Source organism: Sulfuricystis multivorans (assembly GCF_003966565.1).
GTDB classification, from domain to species: domain Bacteria; phylum Pseudomonadota; class Gammaproteobacteria; order Burkholderiales; family Rhodocyclaceae; genus Sulfuricystis; species Sulfuricystis multivorans.
Genome location: NZ_AP018718.1, coordinates 1726738 through 1748316 on the forward strand (window position 1 = coordinate 1726738; position 21579 = coordinate 1748316).

The following is a 21579-nucleotide window of genomic DNA, read 5'->3' on the forward strand; positions in this document are numbered from 1 at the left end:
ACCTGTCGGTCAAACCATCTGCCTGCAGCTGAAATATTTCTGCGTTACCGCCACGTCGCAGGCGATCTGGGCAGCAAGCGCATCGAACGAATCGAATTTCATCTCTTCGCGCAGCCTGTGCAAGAAATGCACGGTGACGTGCGCGCCATAGATCTCTTGATCGAAATCGAACAGATGGACTTCCAGCACTGGCCGCAGCCCCAGCCCCAGCGTCGGCCTCACGCCCAGGCTCGCCGCGCCGGGCAAATGGCGCTTGTCCAATCCCGAGACGGTCGCGGCAAAGACACCGGTGAGCGGCAGACGCTTGCGTTTGAGCTGGATGTTCGCGGTCGGCCAGCCGATCTTGCGGCCGATCTTGTCGCCATGCACCACCCGGCCGGAAATGCAGTAGGGGCGCCCCAACAGACGCGCGGCATGTTCGAGATCGCCGCTGCCCAATGCCTCGCGCACCGCAGAGCTGGAAACGCGCTCACCGTCGATTTCGATCGTGTGCATCGCCTCGACCGTGAAACCGAAACGCTGACCGGCAGCCTGCAGCATGCCAAAGTCGCCGGCGCGGCCCTTGCCGAAGCGGAAATCGTCACCGATGATCAGATGCCGCACGCCCAAACCGCGCACCAAGAGCCGCTCGATGAATTCCTCGGCGGTGAGGCTGGCGAGCTTGCGGGAAAAATGCAGCAGATGCACTTCGTCGATACCACAGGCATCGAGCAGGCCGAGTTTCTCGCGCAAGCTGGTGAGCCGCGCCGGCGCCTGATCAGGCGCGATGAGCTCGCGCGGATGCGGCTCGAAGGTCATCACCGCTGCCGGCAGGCCGAGCTGGCGGGCCGTGGCGGTGAGGCGTTCGAGCAAGGCACGGTGCCCGAGATGCACGCCGTCGAAATTACCGATGGCGAGCACCCGGGACGAGGTCGCTTGCGCGGGAATGGTGCGGAAGAACTGCATTCTTGCAGGCGCTTGGAAAACGCCCGATTGTATCAGTAGAGTTTTGCCAGCTTCGATTTCGCCGCGGGCGGATTCTGCGCGAAATAGCGCTTCATGCCGGCAAGCAGCGCCTCGGCCATCTGGTTCTGGTAAGCCTCGTCGGTGAGACGTTTCTCTTCCTCGGGATTGGAAATGAAGGCGGTCTCGACGAGGATCGAGGGAATGTCCGGCGCCTTGAGCACGGCGAAGCCGGCCTGCTCGACATGCCCTTTGTGCAGGTCGTTGATGCCGCCGATCTCGTTGAGCACGGCGCGAGCGAGTTTGAAGCTGTCGTTGATCGTCGCCGTCTGCGACAGATCGAGCAGCGTGCGCGCCAGATGCGGATCCTTGTTGCCGAGATTCACGCCGCCGATCAGGTCGGCGGCATTCTCCCGGTCGGCGAGCCAGCGCGCGGCCGACGAGGAAGCGCCGTTCTCCGACAAAACGAACACCGACGAACCCCGTGCGGTCGGCTTCATGAACGCATCGGCATGCACCGAGACGAACAGGTCGGCCTTGACGCGCCGCGCCTTCGCCACGCGCTGGTGGAGCGGAATGAAGTAATCGCCGTCGCGCGTCAAGAGCGCACGCATATTGGGCTGCGCATCGATCTTCGCCTTGAGGCGACGGGCGATCGCCAAGGTGACCTCTTTTTCGCGGCTGCCGCCGGCGCCGATCGCACCCGGATCTTCGCCGCCGTGCCCCGGATCGATGACCACCGTGACGAGGCGCGTGATGTCGGACACCTCGGCACGAGGCTTACGATCGGCAGTCGTGGCCGGATCGGCAGGGGCGAATGGATCGTCTTGAGCGCGTTTTTCCAGCAGCGCCAGCAGCGGATCGGGGGGCACTGCCGGGTAGAGATCGATCACCAGCCGATGGCCATAGCTGCCGATCGGCTTGAGGGCAAAGAGCTGCGGCTTCACCTCGCCCTTCAGCTCGATGACGATGCGCACCACGCCGGGTTTGAAACGGCCGGCGCGGATCAGCTTGATTTGCGGATCATCGTCGAGAATCTTGCCCGGCAGGCTGGCGAGCACCGAATTGAATTCCACCCCTTCGAGATCGAGCACCAGCCGGTCCGGGTCTTTCAGCATCATCTGCCGGAACTCGAGCGGTTGATCGTGCTCGATCGTCACGCGCGTGTAATCGGGTGCCGGCCAGACGCGCACGCCGATCAGCGTCGGCGCCGCCGCCCGAGCCAGCGGCATCACCAGCAGGGTCAGGACGGCGCCGCCGGCGCGGATGAACTCACGGCGGGTAAGGCCGGCGAGCTTGCTAGCCATCGCCGCCCCCGTTCCGATGCTGCCTCGACGCTGGCCAGACGACCGCTTCCTGCATGCTTGAGCCGAATGCAAAGGTCTGGCGCAGGCAAATACGGCGCCGCGCGCGCCGGCCATTCGACCAGGCACACACCTTCGGCGGCGAAGTATTCGTCCAGTCCCGCATCGAGAAATTCTTCCGGAAAATTGAACCTATAAAAATCAAAGTGATATAAGTGTAATCCAGAAATTACATAAGGTTCAACCAATGTGAAGGTCGGGCTCTTCACTGCCTGGCCGGGGTGGAGTTTCTGCAACAGTCCGCGCACCAGCGTGGTCTTGCCGGCACCGAGATCGCCTTCGAGATATATGACGGCCGCAGGGCTCAGGTCTTTAGGGAAATGCTGAATAAGTTGCTGCGCGGGCGCATCGCCGCGTTGCGCGGTGTTGGCTTCGGCCGCTTCGCTCCTGTTGGCCTGCACCGGAACTTCGCCTTCGGCTCGTTTTCTCGGTCGCTGCGCACCAAACGCCTTGCGCTGCATCCCGCTCGCGGCCTTCTTCAGCGTTTCCTTAGGCAAAATCTGGGCAAGCCATGCGCCCAAGGCCAAAGTCGCCGCCTCGTCGGCTAACGCAAATTCGCGCTTGGCACGGGCATCAGCCACCCAGCAGCGCCTCCAACCGTGTTCGCACGCGCTCGATGTCTTCGTTCGAGAGTTTGCCAAGCTCCCCGCGCACCAGTCGGCAATCGAGGGTAAAAAGCTTGAAACGCACTTTGGATGGGGCCGGCAAGCCGGCGGCAGAAAGATCTTCGATCGGGCAATCGAGCGCCCACGGCGCATTGGCCGCAGAGGTAATCATCGCCATCACTGCATGACCCGTCGGAGCATTGAACCGTTCGGCCGACGAAAGCACCAAGGCAGGCCGGTTCTTCACTGCGCAGCGGTCGGTAAACGGAAACGGCACCCGCACGACCGCGAAGCGATCAAAGGTCACGATAGGCTTCCTCATCGGCGCTGCCGGCCCATTCGGAAAGCGTGCCCTCAATCGCACGCAGATAATCGAGATCGAGCGGTTGCACGCGGCGTACCGTCGCCGTTCCGTCGGCGCCGATTTCCCAAGCGATCAAATCGCCTGGTGCGACCTGTAGCGCGGCGCGCACCTCGTGTGGAATGGTGGTTTGTCCCTTGGCGGTGATCTTGGCGATGGCAAGCATAGGTATCTCTAGTAAGAAAATCATTACTTTCTTACCATACAAACTACCTTCCCGAAAATCAAGCGTCCGACGGGAAGTATCATCCCCCAATGCACGACTGGACTGCCCTCAAGGAAAAGATCCGCGACTGGGGCCGGGAGCTGGGTTTTACCGCTGTCGGCTTTGCCGGCGTCGATCTCGGCAGCGCGGATCGGCGGCTCTTCGATTGGCTCGCCGCGGGCTTGCATGGCGAGATGGATTATATGGCCCGCCACGGGCTGATGCGAGCGCGACCGGCCGATTTGGTGCCCGGCACGCGCGCGGTGATTTGCTGCCGGATGGATTATGGGTGCCGTCCCGCGGGGGCCGACTTTCCACATCCGCAGCAGGCGGTCATCTCGCGCTATGCACTCGGCCGCGACTACCACAAGGTGTTGCGCCAGCGTTTGCAAAGATTGGCGTTGCGCATCGGCGCCGAGGTCGGCGAGTTTGCTTATCGGGCCTTCACCGATTCGGCGCCGGTGATGGAAGTGGAGCTCGCCAAAAACGCGGGCTTGGGCTGGCGCGGCAAGCATACGCTGCTGCTTTCGCGCAGCGGTTCGTGGTTTTTCCTCGGCGAGCTGTTCGTCGATCTGCCGCTGCCACCCGATGCGCCGATCGACGCGCATTGCGGCACTTGCCGGGCTTGCCTCGATGCCTGCCCGACCGGCGCCTTTCTCGGCCCCTACCGGCTCGATGCGCGCCGCTGCATTTCCTATCTCACCATCGAACTCAAAGGCAGCATCCCCGAAAAGCTGCGTCCGATGCTCGGCAACCGCATCTACGGTTGCGACGACTGCCAGCTGGTCTGTCCGTGGAACCGCTTCGCGCCGACGACCCGAGAAGCCGATTTCCTGCCGCGCCACGACCTGGACAAGACAAGACTCATCGACCTGTTCGCGTGGAGCGAGAGCGACTTCAACGACCGGCTGGCGGGTTCACCGATCCGGCGCATCGGTTACGAGCGCTGGCTGAGGAACATCGCCGTCGCCCTGGGCAACGCCGCGCCCGATCCGGCGGCGAAGTCGGCATTGCAAACGCGCATGGATCACCCGTCCGCGCTGGTGCGCGAGCATGTGGCCTGGGCCTTGTCGCGCTATCCCGGCTGATCCCCGGTGACATAGGGCCGCGCTGGATCGGCGCACCACTCGCTCCAGGAGCCGACATAGAGCTTCGAGCCCGGCAGGCCCGCGATCTCCATGCCGAGCACATTGACGCAGGCAGTCACCCCCGAGCCGCACATATGCACGACGGTGCGCGGATCGCGATCCCCGATCAGGTCGATGAATTCCGCCCGCAGTTCATCGGCGGGCTTGAAGTAGATCGCCGCGTCGTCGAGACAGTCGTAGTAGAAACGGTTGAGCGCGCCCGGAATGTGGCCGGCGACCGGATCGAGCCGCTCGTTCTCGCCGGCATAACGATCTTCGCTGCGCGCATCGATCAGCAGCATCTCGGGACGATGCAGATGCTGCAGGACATAGTCGCTATCGACGAGCATCTCGGCACGCGGCTGTGGCACGAACTGTGCCGGCGTCACGGTTCTCACCGTGGTGTCGAGCGGCAGCTTCGCGCGCCGCCAGCCGGGTAGCCCCCCGTCGAGCACCGCCACCTTGTCGTGGCCCAGCCATTTGAGCAGCCACCACAGGCGCGATGCAAAGGCGCTCGCCTCGTTGTCGTAAGCCACCACCTGGGTGTCGGGCGTAATGCCGCATTCGCCCATGCGACGCGCGAAGGTCTCGATGTCCGGCAGCGGATGGCGGCCGTTCTTGCCAGTCATCGGCCCGGACAGATCGCGGTCGCAATGCAGGAACAGCGCGCCGGGAACGTGCGCCTTCGCCCAGGCCTGCGCGCCATACTCGGTATTCGCCAGGTCATGGCGACAGTCGAACACCACCCAGCTCGGGTCATCGAGATGCGCGGCGAGCGTATCGACATCGACCAGCTTGTCGAACATCACGCCTGCTCCTCGGCAAGCCAGGCGCGCGCATCATTGACATCGTCGAAGACGCGCAGCTCGGCGGCGACGAAAGCCTTTTCCAGCCAGGCGCTCCAGGCCAGCCACTGACTGTCGGTGACGACGGCGATCTTCTTGAAATCCCCGCCGTGCAGGCGCGTGAACTTGATTTCCTCGAGTGCGACATCGACGGTGAACCCCGCCATTTCGGTGAGATCGAAGAGCAGGTTGTGAGAGCCGTCGAACAGATCGTTGGCGATCAGGTATTCCTCGAACTCGGTGAAGTCCGCGAGGGTGAACTCGCCGATCACGGCGAGAGTCACGGTTTGCGCATCGTGATCGACGGTAATCATTTGTCAGCCAGCGCCTCCGCCATGAGGCGCCGGTAGAACTCGTGGAAGTGCTGCATGCCATCCTCCATCGGCGATTGATAGGGCCCGATCTCGCTCCTGCCCTGCTTCAAGAGTGCCCAGCGGCCGCGATCCATGCGCTCGCCGATGTCGTCGTCCTCGAGCGCGGTTTCCATGTAGGCGGCCTGTTCGGCCTTGACGAACTCCGGCTCGAACAGCGCGATGTCTTCGGGATAGTAGAACTCGACGACGTTCAAGGTCTTTTGCACGTCCTGCGGGATCAGCGTCGAGACCACCAGCACATGCGGATACCACTCGACCATGATGTTCGGGTAGTAGGTGAGCCACACGGCGCCCTGCTTGGGCAGTTCGCCGTTGTAGTAATCGAGCACCGCCTTGTGCCATTTGGCGTAGGTCGGGCTGCCGGGCTTGGCGAGCGAGGTGATGCCGACCTTCTGCACCGAATACCATTCGGCGAATTGCCAGGTCAGATCATCGCAGGTGACGAAATTGCCCAGGCCCGGATGGTAGGGCACGACGTGATAGTCCTCGAGATAGACCTCGATGAAAGTCTTCCAGTTGTAGTTGCACTGATGCAGCTCGACATGGTCGAGCTTGTAGCCGGTGAAATCGAATTCATCCGCCACTTTCATCCCGGCCAGATCGGCATTGGCCGAGCGCGGCCCCTTGAACAACAAGCCGTTCCAGCGCTCCAGCGCGACCTTGTCGAGGTTCAGGCACGGATTGGCGGGAAAATGCGGCGCCCCGATCAGCTGCCCTGCGGTGTCGTAGGTCCAGCGATGGATCGGACAGACGATGGTCTTGTCGGCTTTGCCCGAACCTTGCAGCATGATCGCCTGCCGATGGCGGCAGACATTGGACATCAGGTAATAGCCATCGGGCTGATGCGTGATGAGGTGCGAATGGTCGCTCCATTCGGTCGAGCGATAGTCGTAGAGCTCCGGAACCATCAATTCGTGCCCGACATAGCCGGGACCGGCATCGAAGAGGAGCTTTTTCTCCAGTTCGAAGAGCTTTTCGTCGAAATACCATTCGACGGGAAACTGGGAAGCCCCCGGGGCCAGCCGCGCCCGCGTTGCGATCTCGGACATATCCATCAACCTCCAGGAAAAATGCGCCAGACCGGCACCTTGCAATGCCAGGAAATGGCTTGGAACGAGAACGGGAAAGTATAGTGCATTTGACCTCGGGGGGCAGCATCGGCTATTTTGCAGGGTTCGCGAAACTGCCCACGCCGATGAATTCGATCGCATCCGAATCACCCACTTCTTTCGAGACCGCGCTGCAAGAACTCGAACGTCTGGTCCAGACGCTGGAAAACGGCAATCTGCCGCTCGAAGAGTCGCTCGCCGCCTATGAGCGCGGTATGGCGCTGCTCAAGTTTTGTCAGGAAACCCTGGCCTGCGCCGAGCAGCGCATCCGCATCCTCGACGGCGCACAGTCCGCATCATCCGCCACGCCGGAGACGCTCCCACGATGAACGACGCCTTCTTGCACTGGATGGGCGACATCCAACGGCGCACCGAAGCGGCGCTCGATCACTGGCTGCCACCAGCGGGCACCGCGCCGCAGCGCCTGCACACGGCGATGCGTTACAGCGTGCTCGGCGGCGGCAAGCGCATGCGCCCGCTGTTGTGTCACGCCGCTGGTGAGGCGCTCGGCGCCGACTTGCCAGCGCTCGATGCCGCCGCCTGCGCGGTCGAGCTGATCCACGCCTATTCGCTGGTGCATGACGACCTGCCCTGCATGGACAATGACGTGCTGCGGCGCGGCCGACCCACCTGCCATGTCGAATACGACGAGGCCACCGCGCTCTTGGTCGGCGATGCGCTGCAAACCCTGGCTTTCCAGGTGCTGGCCGAATCGCCCGTGCCGTCCTGCCAGCGCCGACTTTCGATGACCGCCCTGCTCGCCCAGGCGACGGGCTCACGCGGCATGGCCGGCGGGCAGGCGCTCGATCTGGCCGCCGTCGGCGCGACATTGACGCTCGAAGAGCTCGAATTCATGCATATCCGCAAGACCGGCGCTTTGATCCGCGCCGCCGTGCTATTGGGCGCACATTGCGGCGAGGCCGACGAGGTGACGCTCACTTCACTCGGTCACTACGCCAACCGCGCCGGTCTCCTGTTCCAAGTCGTCGACGACATCCTCGACGCCGAAGGCAGCACGGTCACTCTCGGCAAGACCGCCGGCAAGGATGCCGCGCAGGACAAGCCGACCTATGTCAGCATGCTGGGCCTGCCGCGCGCCAAGGCGCTCGCCGCCGAGCTGCTCGACGAGGCGCAGGAGGCATTGGCAGCCTGCCCGTTCGACACCGCGCGCCTGAGTCGACTCACCCGCTTCATCGCCGAGCGCAGCTTCTGATGACCGCTTATCCGCTGCTCGAAACCATCGACGACCCCGCCGCGCTGCGCGCCCTGCCGCGCGAGCGGCTGCCCGAGCTCGCCGCCGAGCTGCGCGCCTTCCTGCTCGAAACGGTTTCGAAGACCGGCGGTCATCTGTCGTCGAATCTCGGCACCGTCGAGCTGACCATCGCGCTGCACACGGTATTCGATACGCCGCGCGATCTGTTGGTCTGGGACGTCGGCCATCAGACTTACGCGCACAAGATCCTCACCGGCCGCCGCACGGCGATGGCACGGCTGAGGATGAAGGATGGCATCTCCGGTTTCCCGCGCCGCGATGAGAGTCCCTATGACACGTTCGGCGTCGGCCATTCCTCGACCTCGATCTCGGCGGCGCTGGGGATGGCGATCGCCGCGCGCGATCGCGGCGAAGACAGACACGTCGTCGCGATCATCGGTGATGGCGCGATGTCCGCCGGCCAGGCCTTCGAGGCGCTCAACAACGCCGGCGTCACGGAGGCCAACCTGCTCGTCATCCTCAACGACAACGACATGTCGATCTCGCCGCCGGTCGGCGCGCTCAACAAGTATCTGGCGCGGCTGTTTTCCGGCCGCACCTTCAACGCCGCGCGCAAGGCAGGCGAGAAGATGCTCTCCGTCGCTCCCTCGCTGCTGGAACTGGCCAAGCGCGCCGAGGAGCACGTCAAAGGCATGTTCGTGCCGGGCACGCTGTTCGAGGAATTCGGTTTCAACTACATCGGCCCGATCGACGGCCACGATCTCGACAGCCTGATCCCGACACTAGAAAACCTGCGCGCGCTGAAAGGGCCGCAGTTTTTGCACATCATCACCAAGAAAGGTCAGGGCTACAAACTCGCCGAGGCCGACCCGGTGCTCTACCACGGCGTGTCGAAGTTCGATGCCGCCAACGGCATCCAGAGCGCCAAGGGCGCCGGCAAACTCACCTTCACGCAGGTGTTCGGCGACTGGCTGTGCGACATGGCCAAAGCCGATGACCGGCTCGTCGCCATCACGCCGGCGATGTGCGAAGGCTCCGGCATGACGCGCTTCGCCAAAGCCTTCCCGCAACGCTTCCACGATGTCGGCATCGCCGAGCAGCACGCGGTGACCTTTGCGGCGGGCTTGGCCTGCGGCGGCATGAAACCGGTGGTGGCCATCTACTCGACCTTCCTGCAGCGCGCTTACGACCAACTGATCCACGATGTCGCGCTGCAGAATCTCGATGTCACCTTCGCGATCGACCGCGGCGGCATCGTCGGCGCCGACGGGGCCACCCATCAGGGCGCCTTCGACCTTTCGTATCTCACCTGCATCCCGAACATGGTCGTGATGGCGCCGGCCGACGAGGCCGAATGCCGGCGCATGTTGACCACGGCCTACCACTACCCGGGTCCCGCGGCGGTGCGCTATCCGCGCGGCGCCGGACCTGCCGTTCCGCCTGCGCCGACTTTGGACGCCATCGAAATCGGCAAGGGCGAACTGCGCCGCCAGGGCAAGAAGGTGGCGATCCTCGCTTTCGGTACCCTGCTTTCCGCCGCCCTGGAAGCCGGCGAGGCGCTCGATGCGACCGTGGCCAACATGCGCTTCGTCAAGCCGCTCGATACCGATCTGGTGCGGCAACTCGCCGAGGGCCATGACGCGCTGGTCACCGTCGAGGAAAATGCAGTCATCGGCGGCGCCGGCGCGGAAGTCGCCCGAGTGCTCGAAAATGAGGGGCAAACGAAGCCTCTGCTGCGCCTCGGGCTGCCGGATCGTTTCATCGAACATGGCGAGCAAGGCCAGATGCTCGCCGAACTGGGCCTGAACGCAGCGGCGATGGCCGAGCGGATCAGGCATTTCCTTACCACCTTTACTTGAGGAAATTAGTCGGGAATGTTATAAAGGGCTCCAAAAGGAGCGCCTGGCAAAGACCAGGCCACACGCCAACCCCACGGAGACATTCCCATGAACCTGAGAGACATCACCATGGCCATTCCTGACGTCCAATCGAGCCACGATGCCCGCCAGCTACCAATCGACAAGGTCGGCATCAAATCCATCCGCCATCCGGTGAAGGTGCTGGACAAGAGCGGCGGCGTGCAGCACACGATCGCCACCTTCAACATGTACGTCGGCCTGCCGCACAACTTCAAGGGCACGCACATGTCTCGCTTCGTCGAGATTCTCAACGCCCACGAGCGCGAGATCTCGGTCGAGAATTATGAGCCGATGCTGCGCGAGATGGTGAAGAAGCTGGAAGCCAAGACCGGCCACCTGGAGATGAGCTTCCCCTACTTCATCAACAAGGAGGCGCCGGTCTCGAAGGTGAAGAGCCTGCTCGATTACGACGTCACCTTCATCGGCGAGATCGTCGAGAACGACGGCTACCGGCAGACCACGCGCGTCGTCGTGCCTGCCACCAGCCTGTGCCCCTGCTCGAAGAAGATTTCCGAGCGCGGCGCCCACAACCAGCGCTCGCACATCACGATCACCGCCACCACCAACAGCTTCGTCTGGATCGAAGAACTCGTGCAGATGGCCGAAAGCCAAGCCTCCTGCGAGCTCTTTGGTTTATTGAAGCGTCCCGACGAAAAGCATGTCACCGAGCGTGCTTACGACAATCCGAAGTTCGTCGAGGACATCGTACGCGATGTCGCCGGCCTGCTCAATGCCGATCCGCGCATCGACGCCTACATCGTGGAATCGGAAAATTTCGAGTCGATCCACAACCATTCGGCCTACGCGCTCATCGAGCGCGACAAAACCCGCCGCGAGTAGCGCTTCGGAACTCGAAATTTCGGCGTAGGCTAACCTCGCCCAAGCGAGGTTAAGCGCGCAGCGCGGCCGAAGCCAAAATTTCGAGTCGATCCACAACCATTCGGCCTACGCGCTCATCGAGCGCGACAAAACCCGCCGCGAGTAGCGCTTCGGAACTCGAAATTTCGGCGTAGGCTAACCTCGCCCAAGCGAGGTTAAGCGCGCAGCGCGGCCGAAGCCAAAATTTCGAGTCGATCCACAACCATTCGGCCTACGCGCTCATCGAGCGCGACAAAACCCGCCCGAGTAGCGCTTCGGAACTCGAAATTTCGGCGTAGGCTAACCTCGCTCAAGCGAGGTTAAGCGCGCAGCGCGGCCGAAACCAAAATTTCGAGTCGATCCACAACCACTCCGCCTACGCGCTCATCGCGCGGAACAAAACCCGCCGCGAGTAGCGCTTCGGAACTCGAAATTTCGGCGTAGGCTAACCTCGCCCAAGCGAGGTTAAGCGCGCAGCGCGGCCGAAGCCAAAATTTCGAGTCGATCCACAACCATTCGGCCTACGCGCTCATCGAGCGGGATAAAACCCAACGCTAGCCGCGCTTCAGAACTCGAAATTTCGGCGTAGGCTAACCTCGCTCAAGCGAGGTTAAGCGCGCAGCGCGGCCGAAGCCAAAATTTCGAGTCGATCCACAACCACTCCGCCTACGCGCTCATCGAGCGCGACAAAACCCGCCGCGAGTAGCGGTTGCAAACGAAAAAGGACGCCAAGGCGTCCTTTTTCGTTGCCGGTGGCGAGGTTCATTCCTTGGACTCGCCACCCTTCCTGGTAAGCTTCTCCTTGATCCGCGCCGACTTGCCGGAGCGCTCGCGCAAGTAATAGAGCTTGGCACGACGCACGTCGCCCTTCCTCTTCACCTCGATGCTCGCGATCAACGGCGAATAGGTCTGGAAGGTGCGTTCGACGCCTTCGCCGGATGAAATCTTGCGCACGGTGAAGCTCGAATTCAGGCCGCGATTCCTCTTGGCGATCACCACGCCTTCATAGGCCTGGACGCGCTTTCTTTCGCCTTCCACCACATTCACGTTCACCACCACGGTGTCGCCGGGAGCGAACTCGGGAATGGTCTTGCCCAGCCGTTCGATTTCCTCTTTTTCCAGTTGCTGAATCAGGTTCATGTCGTATTTCCTTGTCGAAATATTATGACGACCGCAGAGCTGCGGCGTTCGATTCGGCTTCGATCTCCCGCAGCAGTTGCGCCTCAATCTTGCTCAAACCGCGAGCAACTCTTTGCGCCAGCCATTTGGCAAACAGCTCCGGGCGGCGCTCCCGGGTCCGCGCCAGCGACTGCTTCAGTCGCCAGCGGCGGATGTTCTCGTGGTGACCGGAGAGCAACACTTCCGGCACCGGCATGCCTTCATACACCTCCGGCCGTGTGTAGTGCGGGCAATCCAGCAGCCCGTCGGCGAACGAATCCTCCGCCGCCGAAGCCTCGTCGTTCAGGGCCCCGGGCAGCTGCCGCACCGTCGCATCGATCAGCGCCAGGGCGGCGATCTCGCCGCCGGACAAGACGAAATCCCCCAGCGACACTTCCTCATCGACGCAGCGCGCGATCACGCGCTCGTCGATCCCTTCATAGCGACCGCACAGCAGGATCGCGCCGTCGCTTCCCGCCAGGCTCTTCACCCGGGCATGCGTCAGCGGCTGCCCCTGTGGGGAAAGGTAGATCACCTTTCCCGTTCCACCGCGCGCCGCTTTCGCGGCGCCGATCGCCTTCTCCAGCGGCTCGGCGCGCATCACCATGCCGGGACCGCCGCCGAAAGGCCGGTCATCGACCGAGCCATAGGCATTGCCCGCCCACTGACGCGGATTCCAGCAAGCGATCTGCCACAATCCGCGCTCCAGCGCCCGCCGCGTGATGCCGGATTCCGTCACCGCCGCGAACATCTCCGGGAACAGAGTCACGACATCGAAGCGCAGCATCCGCAGCCCTCCTCTACCAGTCCCGTTCCCAGGCGACATGGATCATGCCGGCCGGCACATCCACATCCTTCACCACCTGGCCGACGAAGGGCAACAGACGCTCGCGCGCCGTTTCGCCTTCGCCTTCCGTCACCACCAGCACGGCATGGGCGCCGGACTCGATCAATTCCTTCACGCGTCCGAGCGTTTCCTGCCGCTCATTGACCACCTGCAGGCCGACCAGGTCGGCCCAGTAAAACTCGTCTTCTTCCGTCGCCGGCAGCGCTTCACGGGGCGCGCCGAAGAAATGCCCAACCAGCTGCTCGGCCGCGGTGCGGTCGTCGACACCCGCCAGCTTGACCAGCCAGCCTTTGCCGTGGATGCGCATGTCCTGAACGGCGAAGGGGCGCCAGCCGGAGGTCTCCTTCTCATCCTTGCCCAGCCACCAGCGCGGCATCTCAAGCCAGCGCCCGGGATCATCACCGAAGGGGAAGAGCCGCAACCAGCCTTTCACCCCGTATGGGGCAGTGATCCGCCCCAGAACGATCATTCTTTCCGCGGTGATTACGCAGTCGGCGCGGCGGCAGCCTGCTTGACCAGACGTTGAGCGGTCGGCGACAGCTGGGCGCCTTTGCCCTGCCAGTAGGCCAGACGCTCGGCATCGATCGACAGCGCCTTCTCGTTTTCGGCGGCCTTGGGGTTGTAGTAACCGATACGCTCGACGAAACGACCGTCGCGGCGGTTGCGCGAGTCGGTGACGACCATGTTGTAGAACGGGCGCTTCTTGGCGCCGCTGCGGGCAAGACGAATCACGACCATAAAGGTTCCTCGAAAAATCCGGCTATGGAAAAGGGCGTGATTTTATTGGTTATTTACGGCCGAGACAAGGGGAACGGAAACCACCGACTGCGGCTTGCGGCCGCCGCTTACCCGCACGATGCCAGCGAGATCCTGCCGCTGTTCGATGGCTTCGAAACCGGCAGCGCTCAAAAGATCCCGCGCGGCATCCCCCTGATCCCAGCCGTGCTCGAAAAACAGCCCGCCGCCCTCGGCTAGCCAGCGCGGAGCCTCGGCGACGACCCGACGGATCGCGCTCAAGCCATCGGCATGGTCGGTCAGCGCGACGACGGGCTCGAAACGCAGGTCGCCTTGCGTCAGATGCGGATCACTCGCGGCGACGTAGGGTGGATTGGCGACGATCAGATCGAAGCTTTGCGGCGGCAACGAGGCAAACCAGTCACTCTCGAAAAAACCAACTTCTGCGTCGAGCCGCGCAGCGTTCCTGCGCGCGACGGCCAGCGCCGCCGCTGAGACATCGACCGCCGACACCTGCACACCTGGCAGCTCCAGCGCCAGCGTGATCGCCAGACAGCCGCTGCCGGTGCCCAGATCGAGGATGCGTGCCGTACCACCCGAGCCGACTTTGCCGCCCAACGTTTCCAGGGCGAGATCGACCAGCAACTCGGTTTCCGGGCGCGGGATCAACACCTCGGGCGTCACGATGAAGTCGCGGCCATAGAACTCGCGCCGGCCGATCAGATAGGCGGTCGGCTCGCCGGCCGCGCGGCGTTCCACCAACGTTTGGAAGCGCAGGGCGGCATGCTCGGCGAGCGGCTCGTCGCAGTGGGCTTCGAGCCAAGCGGTATTGCGGTCGAGCACGTGCGCGAGCAGCACGCGCGCCTCGCCGGCGGGCAAGATCTTCCGCGCCGCGGCAAGCAGGGCGGCGACCGTCCTCATGCGCCGCCTGCTAACGCTGCGAGCTGTTCGGCCTGATGCGCGGCCGCCAGCGCGCCGATCAGCTCGTCGAGCTCGCCATCCATGATCGCGTCGATCTTGTAAAGCGTCAGGTTGATGCGGTGATCCGTCACCCGCCCCTGCGGGAAGTTATAGGTGCGGATGCGTTCGGAGCGATCGCCGCTGCCCACCAGCGATTTGCGCGTGCTGGCGATCTTCTGCTGTCGTTCGCGCTGCTGCCTGTCCTTGAGGCGCGCAGCGAGCACGGCGAGCGCCTGCGCCTTGTTGCGGTGCTGCGAGCGGTCGTCCTGACATTCGACCACCAAGCCGGTCGGCAGATGGGTGATGCGCACCGCCGAGTCGGTCTTGTTGATGTGCTGCCCGCCGGCGCCGGAGGCGCGAAAGGTATCGATGCGCAGGTCGGCCGGATTGATCTCGACCTCGCCGATGGCATCCGCTTCCGGGAGCACGGCGACGGTGCATGCCGAAGTATGGATGCGCCCCTGCGCTTCGGTCGCCGGCACGCGCTGCACGCGATGGCCACCCGATTCGTACTTCAGCTTCGCATACACGCCGCTACCGACGATGCGCGCGATGATCTCGCGGTAGCCGCCCAAATCGGATTCGTTCTGCGACACCACCTCGACGTGCCAACCCTGCCGCTCGGCATAACGCACGTACATGCGGAATAGGTCGGCGGCGAACAAGGCCGACTCCTCGCCGCCGGTGCCGGCGCGAATCTCGAGGAAAACGTTTTTCTCGTCATCCGGATCGCGCGGCAAGAGCGCCCGTTGCAGCGCATCTTCGAGACGCATGAGCTCGGCTTGCGCGGCTTCGGCCTCGTTCCTGGCGAATTCGCGCAGCTCCGGATCGCTCTCCATCGTCCGCGCCGTTTCCAGATCGGCCGCGGCGCGCCGCCAGGCGTCAAAAAGCTCGACGATCTCGGCGATCTCGGCACGTTCGCGTTGCAGGCGCCGGTAGGCTTCCATGTCACGCGTCACCTCTTCCTGGCCGAGAAGCCCATCGAGTTCGGCAAGACGTTCGGCCAGCCGCGTCAGGCGCTGGCGTAGACTGGCTTTCATCGCGCTACTGCTCGGGGTGCAGGCGCCAGATGCGCGAGATCAGGCGCGCGATATCGCCGCGTTCCGTGCCTTCGGCGAGATTCAGCGCCTCGGTAGGCGGATGCAGTAGCTTGTTGGTCAGCCCCTTGGACATCGCTTCGAGCACCTGGGCCGGGTCCTCGCCGCGCTGCAGGCGTTTCATCGCATGTTCGAGCTCGTGACGGCGCATGCGCTCGGCGGTATCGCGCAGCGCGCGGATCAAGGGCACCGCCTCGCGCGCTTCCATCCAGTGCAAAAAATCGTCAACGCGCCGGGAGATGATTTGCTCGGCCTCGACGATCGCCGCCTGGCGCGATTCCAGGCCGGATTCGACGATCTGCGCCAGATCGTCGAGCGTGTAGAGAAAGACATCGTCGAGCCGTGCCACCTCGGCCTCGATGTCACGCGGCACCGCCAGATCGACCATCACCATCGGCCGGTGGCGCCGCACCTTGACGGCGCGTTCGACCATTCCCAGGCCGATGATCGGCAGCGTGGCTGCCGTGCAGGAAACGACAATGTCGTACTCGGCAAGCCGCTCGCTGATTTCGTTGAGAAGCATCACATCGCCGCCGAAACGCTCGGCGATCACCCTGGCGCGCTCCGGCGTGCGGTTGGCGATCGATAAGCGCTTGGGCCGCGCGCCGGCGAAATGGGCCGCGCACAGCTCGATCATCTCACCGGCGCCGACGAACAGCACGCGCTGTTCGCTGAGGCGCTCGAAAATCCGCTCGGATAGATGCACGGCGGCGGCGGCCATCGAAACGATGTTGGCGCCGATCGCCGTCGTCGAGCGCACTTCCTTGGCCACCGCAAAAGTGCGCTGAAACAGCTTGCCAAGCAGCGTGCCAAGGGTGCCCGCCTGTTCGGCCACCCGCGCCGCCTGTTTCATCTGGCCGAGGATCTGCGGCTCGCCGACCACCATCGAATCGAGCCCCGAGGCTACCCGGAACATGTGGCGCACCGCCTCGCGCTGCGGATGGCGGTAGAGATACGGCTCGATGCGCCGCGGCGGCAGCATGTGATATTCGGCCAGCCAGTCGATCGCCGCCGCCGGTTCGTCGGTGGCGCAATACAGCTCGGTGCGGTTGCACGTCGACAGGATTGCCGCCTCGCGCACCGGCCGGCCGCGCAACAGGTCGTGCAGCGCCTGCGTAAGCCGCGTCGGCGCAAACGCCACCTGCTCGCGAATCTCGAGCGGGGCGGTATGGTGGTTGATACCGAGGGCGTAGAGCTGCACGGTGCCTGTTCGTGAATGTGCCAACCCATCATTAAAGACGAAAAGCCCTTTGCCGGCAACCGGCTAGCGGAATCCGCCATCGCAACAGCCTGCCGGCCTGCGACAATCTGTCGCATTCCCCTGGTGACGACAAGGGCGTAGATTTTCCACATCGGCTATCAAGGAACCCGCGCCATGAGCAACGATGCACTCCAGCCAAAAAACGTCGCCCAGCCCGAGATGAGTTCGCTGCTGCTGGGCGCCGGCTTCGCCCTCGCTTCGCTGATCCTGCTGCCGGCCGTCGCACAGCGCATCGGTCTGGGATCGAGCCTGACGATCGCGCTACGCGGGGCTCTGATGCGCGCCGCGAATCATCTGTGACGCAGTCGTTCCGCGCGGCTTTGCGATAGGCTTTGCGATAATGCAGCGGCCGCGGCGCACGTTCCGCGGGTCGAGTCCTTTGCTCATGCCGCCGATGCGTCCAGCCCATTTCGCTTTCCTCGTCCTTGCCCTCGCCGGGGGCGCTTTCGCGCTGACCTTCGTCGATGCCGCCCACCTGCGCGATGCCCGGGCGCAGGAAAGCGCCGTGACGGCCCGGCTCGTAAAGCGGCTGGGACTGACCGACCCGGTGTTGTTTACCGAGGCACGCTACACGCGCCATCCGACCCAGGCCGATCTGCAGTCGGCCTTCCAGGACCATCCGGTCGCGTTCGAACACTTCCCGAGCGGCTCGCTCATCCCGCCGCCTGCCGGCATCCTCGCCGCCTATGAACAGCTGGATCGAAAAACAGCGCCATCTGATTGACTTCACGCTGGCATCCCTTGCGCGCAGGAAGACGAAGAACCTCGGGCTCTTCGTCATCTACACGTTGCTGGTCTTCGTGCTCGCCTCGGTGGCGCTTTATACCCATGCGCTGCGCTTCGAGGCGCAAAAGGTGCTCGCCGGCAGCCCGGAGATCGTCCTGCAGCGGCTGGTGGCCGGCCGGCATGATCTGATCCCACCCGGCTATCTGGAAAAGATCGGCCGTATCCGCGGCGTGCAGAAAATCGAGGGACGGCTGTGGGGCTATTACTACGACAGCGTAGTGAAGGCCAACTACACTTTCATGGTGCCGCGCGACATGAAGATCGAGCGCGGCGAGATCGTCGTCGGCCCGGCGCTGGAACGCTCGCGGGGACTGGCCGCCGGCAATGGCATCTCGTTTCGTGCCTATACCGGTGAGTTGCACACCTTCATCGTCGCCGATGTGCTGCCCGAAGCTTCCGAGCTGATGAGCGCCGATCTGGTGCTGATGCACGAGGACGACTTCCGCGCCTTTTTCAAGATCCCGCCCGGTCATTACAACGACATCGCGCTGTCGGTCGCCAACCCGCAGGAAGTGCGCAACGTCGCGATCAAACTCCTGACGACACTCCCCGACTCGCGCCCGATCCTGCGCGACGAGGTGCTGCGCACCTATGCCTCCATCTTCGACTGGCGCGAAGGCCTGCTGCTGGCGCTGCTGTCCGCCGCGATCCTCGCCTTCGGCATCTTCGCCTGGGAAAAGGCCGCTGGGCTGTCTGCCGAGGAACGCCGCGAGATCGGCATCCTCAAGGCGATCGGCTGGGAAACGGGCGATGTGATCAAGATGAAGTTCTGGGAGGGCCTTTTGATTTCGCTCACCGCTTTCTTCACCGGCTATACGGCTGCCTATGCGCACGTCTTTCATCTCGGCGCGAGTCTGTTCGAGCCGGTGTTGAAAGGCTGGGCCGTGCTCTATCCACGGTTTTCCTTGCCGCCGCACATCGACGGCCTGCAGATCGCCACGCTGTTCTTCTTCACCGTCGTGCCCTATACCGCGGCGGTGCTGGTGCCGATATGGCGCGCGGCCACCACCGATCCGGATACGGTGATGCGCTCATGATCGAACTGTCCGGCATCCGCAAGGCCTTCAACCAGGGCCAGCACAACGAATATTGGGCCTTGTCCGGCATCGACCTGACGATCCCGGACCGACAGGTCACCGCGCTCAAAGGGCCCTCTGGCTCCGGCAAGACGACGCTGCTCACCATCCTCGGTTGTCTTGCGCGCCCCACCGAGGGCCGGGTAAGACTCAACGGCGAGGAGATCTCCGGTCTGCCGGAGCGTTTTTTGACCGAGATTCGCCGCAAGACCTTTGGCTTCGTCTTCCAGCAGTTCAACCTCATCCGTGGCCTCTCGGCGATCGAAAACGTCATCCTGCCGGCTTATCCGCTCGGTCAGCCGCGCAAGGAATTGCTGGAAAAGGCCGAGGCACTTTTGAACAGTGTCGATCTCGCCCAGCGCCGCGCGCAGCAGGTGGAATGGCTCTCCGGCGGTGAGCAGCAGCGCATCGCGATCTGCCGCGCGCTGATCAACGATCCGCAGATCCTCATCGCCGACGAGCCGACCGCGAACCTCGACACGAAGCTCGCGAAAGAATTCCTCGGTATCCTCGAAAAACTCGCCGGCCAGGGCCGCACGATCATCCTCACCAGCCACGACCCGCTGGTGGTCGAATCGAGCCTGGTCGATCATGTCGTCACGCTGCGCGATGGGCGCATCGTGGATCAGAAATAGTGCCGACTAGCCAGCGTCTCGTTTCAGCATGATCTTTCAGCCCGCCATCATCGCCCTTCTGCTCGCGGCGAGCTTAAGCCTCCTCATGCTGCTCGCCGCATCGCCATTCGCGCTGCAGGTGATCCGCCACTGGGACATCACGAGCGGCAGCGAAAGGCAACTCAAGCTCGAACGGCTCACCTATCTGTTTTCGACGCTGGTCGCCTTCGTCTGCGTGATGCAGATCGCCGCCGCGCTGCTGTTCGTCTTCAATGCCGACAAGCTCTCGGTGATGTTCGTCGGCGCGATGTGCGCGGTGGGGGCCCTCAACGTCAATGATTACGGCTTTCCGGCCCTGTATGCGCAGCTGGGCCTCTTCTTCCTCGCCACGACTTGGCTTGCCATCAACCATGCCGATAGCCACGCGCGCGACTATCCGCTCGTCAAGCTCAAATACGCGCTGCTCATTGGCGCCTTGCCGCTGTTTGCCCTGAGCCTGTGGCTGCAATGGCGGTATTTTCTTGGTCTGAAGGCCGACGTGATCACTTCCTGCTGCGGCAGCATGTTCTCGGAAGGCGCATCGAATGTCGCCAGTGAGGTCAGCGCCTTGGAACCCAAGCCGGCGATGCTCCTGTTTTACGCTTCGCTCATCATCGCCTGCGCGGTTTCGCTGTGGCATCGGCAGCGACGCGACGATGCGAGCGGTTTTCTGACGGGGCTGACTGCACTAGGGGCATTCCTTGCCAGCATCGGCGGGATCCTCGCCTTCGTCTCGCTCTATGTCTATGAGCATCCGCACCACCACTGCCCGTTTTGCCTGCTCAAGCCCGAATACGATTACCAGGGCTATGCGCTTTACCTTCCGCTGTTTGCCGCCACGGCCGCCGGCCTGGGCGCCGGAAGCTTGCGCTTTTTCTCGCGTCGGCCGAGTCTTGCCCAGGTAATCCCCAACTTGACCGCGCGGCTGGCGACGGTCGCGGCCTTCGGCTACGCGCTATTCCTACTCGTCGCCAGCTTCATGATCTGGCACTCCAACCTGGTGCTGCTTGGATGAAGACCCTGACCTCTCTTTTGTTGGCCTTGCTGCTCGCCGCCTGCGGCGCTGGCGAGCCGCCGAAGAACGTGAATGTCGGCGACATCGCGCCGACCTTCCAGACCGTGCGCATGGATGGCATGGCGGCGCACTTTCCCGCCGCCTGGACCGGCCAGCCGGTGGTGATCCGCTTCTGGGCCGACTGGTGCCGCTATTGCGCGCCAGAGATGAAGCTGCTCGACCGCGTTGCGGCCCGCTATCGCGACAGGCGCCTCGCGGTGATCGCGATCAACGTCGGCCAGGACAAAAAGACCGTCACCGACTTCATGGCCAAGCTCGGCGTCGGCTATCTTTCTCTGATGGATGAGCAGGCGAAGATTGCCAAGTCGTACGGCGTGGTGGGCTTGCCGACGACCTTCTTCGTCGATGCGAAGGGCGTGGTGCGCGGCAAGATCGTCGGCGAAGCCGACGAGGCGCTGTTCGAACGCCATATCCAGGCGCTACTGAAATGATCGCCTGCGATCTGTGCGCACTCGATTGTGGCACCAAGCCCTTCGAGCTCGTCACGCCGGAAAAGACGCTGCATTTTTGCTGTGAAGGCTGCCGTGGCATCTGGATGATGATCCACGACATTGCCGAGGCGCCGCGCCAGGCGCAGAATGATTCATCCCTATCCCACGATGAAAGGAAATCGCCATGAACACCCAGATGATGGAAGCGGCGCGCGAGGCGCCACAGATGATGGGCAGCATGATGGGCAACGTCGGCCAACTGATGGCCCACCCGATGTCGACCGGCGCGATGCTGGCCGCCGGCGGCTATGCAGCCGGCAAAGGCGCGCTCTTTGGTCTGTTGAGAAACCCCTTGGTGGTGCTCGCCGCGGGGGTTGCCGCCGGCTATCTGCTGTTTCGCTACCAAAAAGAAATCGTCGAGACCGCGACGAAGCTCACCGGCATGGGCAGGGACTTCATCGCCCACCAGAAGGAGAACCTCGACGACTTGATCGCCGAGACGAAATCCCCAGCGGCCACCTCCGCCGACCCGGCTTCGGCCGCCACCTCGGCGCCGGCCGCGAGCCAAGAGTAAGCCC

Annotated in this window: 29 protein-coding genes; 13 read left to right on the top strand and 16 right to left on the bottom strand. The window is 63.5% G+C overall.

The features are described from left to right. Nucleotides 1-9 precede the first annotated feature (9 nt). Genes EL335_RS08595 through EL335_RS08615 form a run of 5 tightly spaced genes read right to left on the bottom strand, consistent with a single transcriptional unit; the run spans nt 10 to nt 3438 of the window. The gene (locus EL335_RS08595; RefSeq protein WP_126445972.1) at nt 10-945 is read right to left on the bottom strand and encodes a bifunctional riboflavin kinase/FAD synthetase; all 936 of its coding nucleotides are present in this window, start codon (nt 943-945) and stop codon (nt 10-12) included. A gap of 32 nt (nt 946-977) precedes the next feature. Beyond that, nucleotides 978-2249: an N-acetylmuramoyl-L-alanine amidase gene (locus EL335_RS08600; RefSeq protein WP_126445974.1), complete on the bottom strand. Its 1272-nt coding sequence runs from the start codon at nt 2247-2249 to the stop codon at nt 978-980. Continuing rightward, nucleotides 2186-2887 carry a tRNA (adenosine(37)-N6)-threonylcarbamoyltransferase complex ATPase subunit type 1 TsaE gene (tsaE, locus tag EL335_RS08605; protein WP_284155300.1) on the bottom strand — a complete coding sequence of 234 codons (702 nt, stop codon included), beginning with the start codon at nt 2885-2887 and terminating at the stop codon, nt 2186-2188. The genes EL335_RS08600 and tsaE overlap by 64 nt, the downstream gene beginning before the upstream one ends. Further along, nucleotides 2880-3218 (bottom strand): type II toxin-antitoxin system PemK/MazF family toxin, encoded by a 339-nt coding sequence (locus EL335_RS08610; RefSeq protein ID WP_126445976.1) that lies wholly within the window; start codon nt 3216-3218, stop codon nt 2880-2882. The genes tsaE and EL335_RS08610 overlap by 8 nt, the downstream gene beginning before the upstream one ends. Beyond that, nucleotides 3208-3438, bottom strand: coding sequence for an AbrB/MazE/SpoVT family DNA-binding domain-containing protein (locus EL335_RS08615; RefSeq protein ID WP_126445978.1), 231 nt, complete (start codon nt 3436-3438; stop codon nt 3208-3210). Before EL335_RS08615 ends, EL335_RS08610 begins: the two co-directional genes overlap by 11 nt. 89 nt (nt 3439-3527) lie before the next feature. Here EL335_RS08615 and queG point away from each other — a divergent pair, with 89 nt between their 5' ends. After that, nucleotides 3528-4565, top strand: coding sequence for a tRNA epoxyqueuosine(34) reductase QueG (gene queG, locus EL335_RS08620; RefSeq protein WP_126445980.1), 1038 nt, complete (start codon nt 3528-3530; stop codon nt 4563-4565). Here queG and EL335_RS08625 read toward each other — a convergent pair. The 3 genes from EL335_RS08625 to EL335_RS08635 are packed head-to-tail and all read right to left on the bottom strand — an operon-like array spanning nt 4553 to nt 6872. After that, nucleotides 4553-5410 (bottom strand): sulfurtransferase, encoded by an 858-nt coding sequence (locus EL335_RS08625; protein ID WP_126445982.1) that lies wholly within the window; start codon nt 5408-5410, stop codon nt 4553-4555. The two genes, queG and EL335_RS08625, sit on opposite strands and share 13 nt — an antisense overlap. Next, nucleotides 5410-5763 carry a SpoIIAA family protein gene (locus EL335_RS08630; protein WP_126445984.1) on the bottom strand — a complete coding sequence of 118 codons (354 nt, stop codon included), beginning with the start codon at nt 5761-5763 and terminating at the stop codon, nt 5410-5412. The genes EL335_RS08625 and EL335_RS08630 overlap by 1 nt, the downstream gene beginning before the upstream one ends. After that, nucleotides 5760-6872, bottom strand: coding sequence for an aromatic ring-hydroxylating oxygenase subunit alpha (locus tag EL335_RS08635; RefSeq protein WP_126445986.1), 1113 nt, complete (start codon nt 6870-6872; stop codon nt 5760-5762). Before EL335_RS08635 ends, EL335_RS08630 begins: the two co-directional genes overlap by 4 nt. Before the next feature lie 146 nt (nt 6873-7018). Here EL335_RS08635 and xseB point away from each other — a divergent pair, with 146 nt between their 5' ends. The 4 genes from xseB (at nt 7019) to folE2 (ending at nt 10904) form a co-directional block, all read left to right on the top strand. Beyond that, nucleotides 7019-7261, top strand: coding sequence for an exodeoxyribonuclease VII small subunit (gene xseB / locus EL335_RS08640; RefSeq protein WP_126445989.1), 243 nt, complete (start codon nt 7019-7021; stop codon nt 7259-7261). Next, complete coding sequence (locus tag EL335_RS08645; RefSeq protein WP_126445991.1) at nt 7258-8145, top strand: polyprenyl synthetase family protein; 888 nt, start codon at nt 7258-7260, stop codon at nt 8143-8145. Before xseB ends, EL335_RS08645 begins: the two co-directional genes overlap by 4 nt. Then, complete coding sequence (gene dxs / locus EL335_RS08650) at nt 8145-10004, top strand: 1-deoxy-D-xylulose-5-phosphate synthase (protein WP_126445993.1); 1860 nt, start codon at nt 8145-8147, stop codon at nt 10002-10004. Before EL335_RS08645 ends, dxs begins: the two co-directional genes overlap by 1 nt. 87 nt (nt 10005-10091) lie before the next feature. Further along, a complete protein-coding gene (folE2, locus tag EL335_RS08655; RefSeq protein ID WP_126445995.1) occupies nt 10092-10904 on the top strand; it encodes a GTP cyclohydrolase FolE2 in 813 nt (270 codons plus the stop codon). A 628-nt stretch (nt 10905-11532) separates the two neighbouring features. On the opposite strand, the gene EL335_RS14340 is transcribed toward folE2, so the two are convergent. Genes EL335_RS14340 through hemA form a run of 8 tightly spaced genes read right to left on the bottom strand, consistent with a single transcriptional unit; the run spans nt 11533 to nt 16920 of the window. Continuing rightward, the gene (locus tag EL335_RS14340) at nt 11533-11688 is read right to left on the bottom strand and encodes a hypothetical protein (RefSeq protein WP_172600066.1); all 156 of its coding nucleotides are present in this window, start codon (nt 11686-11688) and stop codon (nt 11533-11535) included. Then, the gene (gene rplS / locus EL335_RS08665) at nt 11685-12062 is read right to left on the bottom strand and encodes a 50S ribosomal protein L19 (RefSeq protein ID WP_126445997.1); all 378 of its coding nucleotides are present in this window, start codon (nt 12060-12062) and stop codon (nt 11685-11687) included. Before rplS ends, EL335_RS14340 begins: the two co-directional genes overlap by 4 nt. 22 nt (nt 12063-12084) lie before the next feature. Then, nucleotides 12085-12867, bottom strand: a complete 783-nt coding sequence (gene trmD, locus EL335_RS08670) for a tRNA (guanosine(37)-N1)-methyltransferase TrmD (protein WP_126445999.1) — start codon at nt 12865-12867, stop codon at nt 12085-12087. 13 nt (nt 12868-12880) lie between these two features. Further along, the gene (gene rimM, locus EL335_RS08675) at nt 12881-13396 is read right to left on the bottom strand and encodes a ribosome maturation factor RimM (RefSeq protein ID WP_126446001.1); all 516 of its coding nucleotides are present in this window, start codon (nt 13394-13396) and stop codon (nt 12881-12883) included. Between the two features lie 14 nt (nt 13397-13410). Continuing rightward, complete coding sequence (rpsP, locus tag EL335_RS08680) at nt 13411-13665, bottom strand: 30S ribosomal protein S16 (protein WP_126446003.1); 255 nt, start codon at nt 13663-13665, stop codon at nt 13411-13413. 42 nt (nt 13666-13707) lie between these two features. Then, nucleotides 13708-14583: a peptide chain release factor N(5)-glutamine methyltransferase gene (gene prmC / locus EL335_RS08685; protein WP_126446005.1), complete on the bottom strand. Its 876-nt coding sequence runs from the start codon at nt 14581-14583 to the stop codon at nt 13708-13710. Then, the gene (gene prfA / locus EL335_RS08690; RefSeq protein ID WP_126446007.1) at nt 14580-15662 is read right to left on the bottom strand and encodes a peptide chain release factor 1; all 1083 of its coding nucleotides are present in this window, start codon (nt 15660-15662) and stop codon (nt 14580-14582) included. Before prfA ends, prmC begins: the two co-directional genes overlap by 4 nt. 4 nt (nt 15663-15666) lie before the next feature. After that, on the bottom strand, nt 15667-16920 hold the full coding sequence (gene hemA, locus EL335_RS08695) for a glutamyl-tRNA reductase (protein WP_126446009.1): 1254 nt from the start codon (nt 16918-16920) through the stop codon (nt 15667-15669). Between the two features lie 174 nt (nt 16921-17094). Here hemA and EL335_RS08700 point away from each other — a divergent pair, with 174 nt between their 5' ends. From EL335_RS08700 to EL335_RS08735, 8 genes are all read left to right on the top strand, one after another. After that, nucleotides 17095-17280, top strand: a complete 186-nt coding sequence (locus EL335_RS08700; protein WP_126446011.1) for a hypothetical protein — start codon at nt 17095-17097, stop codon at nt 17278-17280. Nucleotides 17281-17374: 94 nt separating this feature from the next. Then, a complete protein-coding gene (locus EL335_RS08705) occupies nt 17375-17704 on the top strand; it encodes a hypothetical protein (protein ID WP_126447788.1) in 330 nt (109 codons plus the stop codon). Then, entirely contained in the window at nt 17667-18803 is a 1137-nt protein-coding gene (locus EL335_RS08710) for an ABC transporter permease (protein ID WP_126446013.1), read from the top strand. Before EL335_RS08705 ends, EL335_RS08710 begins: the two co-directional genes overlap by 38 nt. Then, the gene (locus tag EL335_RS08715) at nt 18800-19477 is read left to right on the top strand and encodes an ABC transporter ATP-binding protein (RefSeq protein WP_126446015.1); all 678 of its coding nucleotides are present in this window, start codon (nt 18800-18802) and stop codon (nt 19475-19477) included. The genes EL335_RS08710 and EL335_RS08715 overlap by 4 nt, the downstream gene beginning before the upstream one ends. 28 nt (nt 19478-19505) lie before the next feature. Then, on the top strand, nt 19506-20510 hold the full coding sequence (locus EL335_RS08720) for a hypothetical protein (protein WP_126446017.1): 1005 nt from the start codon (nt 19506-19508) through the stop codon (nt 20508-20510). After that, a complete protein-coding gene (locus EL335_RS08725; RefSeq protein ID WP_126446019.1) occupies nt 20507-21001 on the top strand; it encodes a TlpA family protein disulfide reductase in 495 nt (164 codons plus the stop codon). Before EL335_RS08720 ends, EL335_RS08725 begins: the two co-directional genes overlap by 4 nt. Next, nucleotides 20998-21189, top strand: coding sequence for a metal-binding protein (locus EL335_RS08730; protein WP_126446021.1), 192 nt, complete (start codon nt 20998-21000; stop codon nt 21187-21189). The genes EL335_RS08725 and EL335_RS08730 overlap by 4 nt, the downstream gene beginning before the upstream one ends. Next, nucleotides 21186-21575, top strand: a complete 390-nt coding sequence (locus EL335_RS08735) for a hypothetical protein (protein ID WP_284155301.1) — start codon at nt 21186-21188, stop codon at nt 21573-21575. Before EL335_RS08730 ends, EL335_RS08735 begins: the two co-directional genes overlap by 4 nt. The last annotated feature ends 4 nt before the right edge of the window (nt 21576-21579 follow it).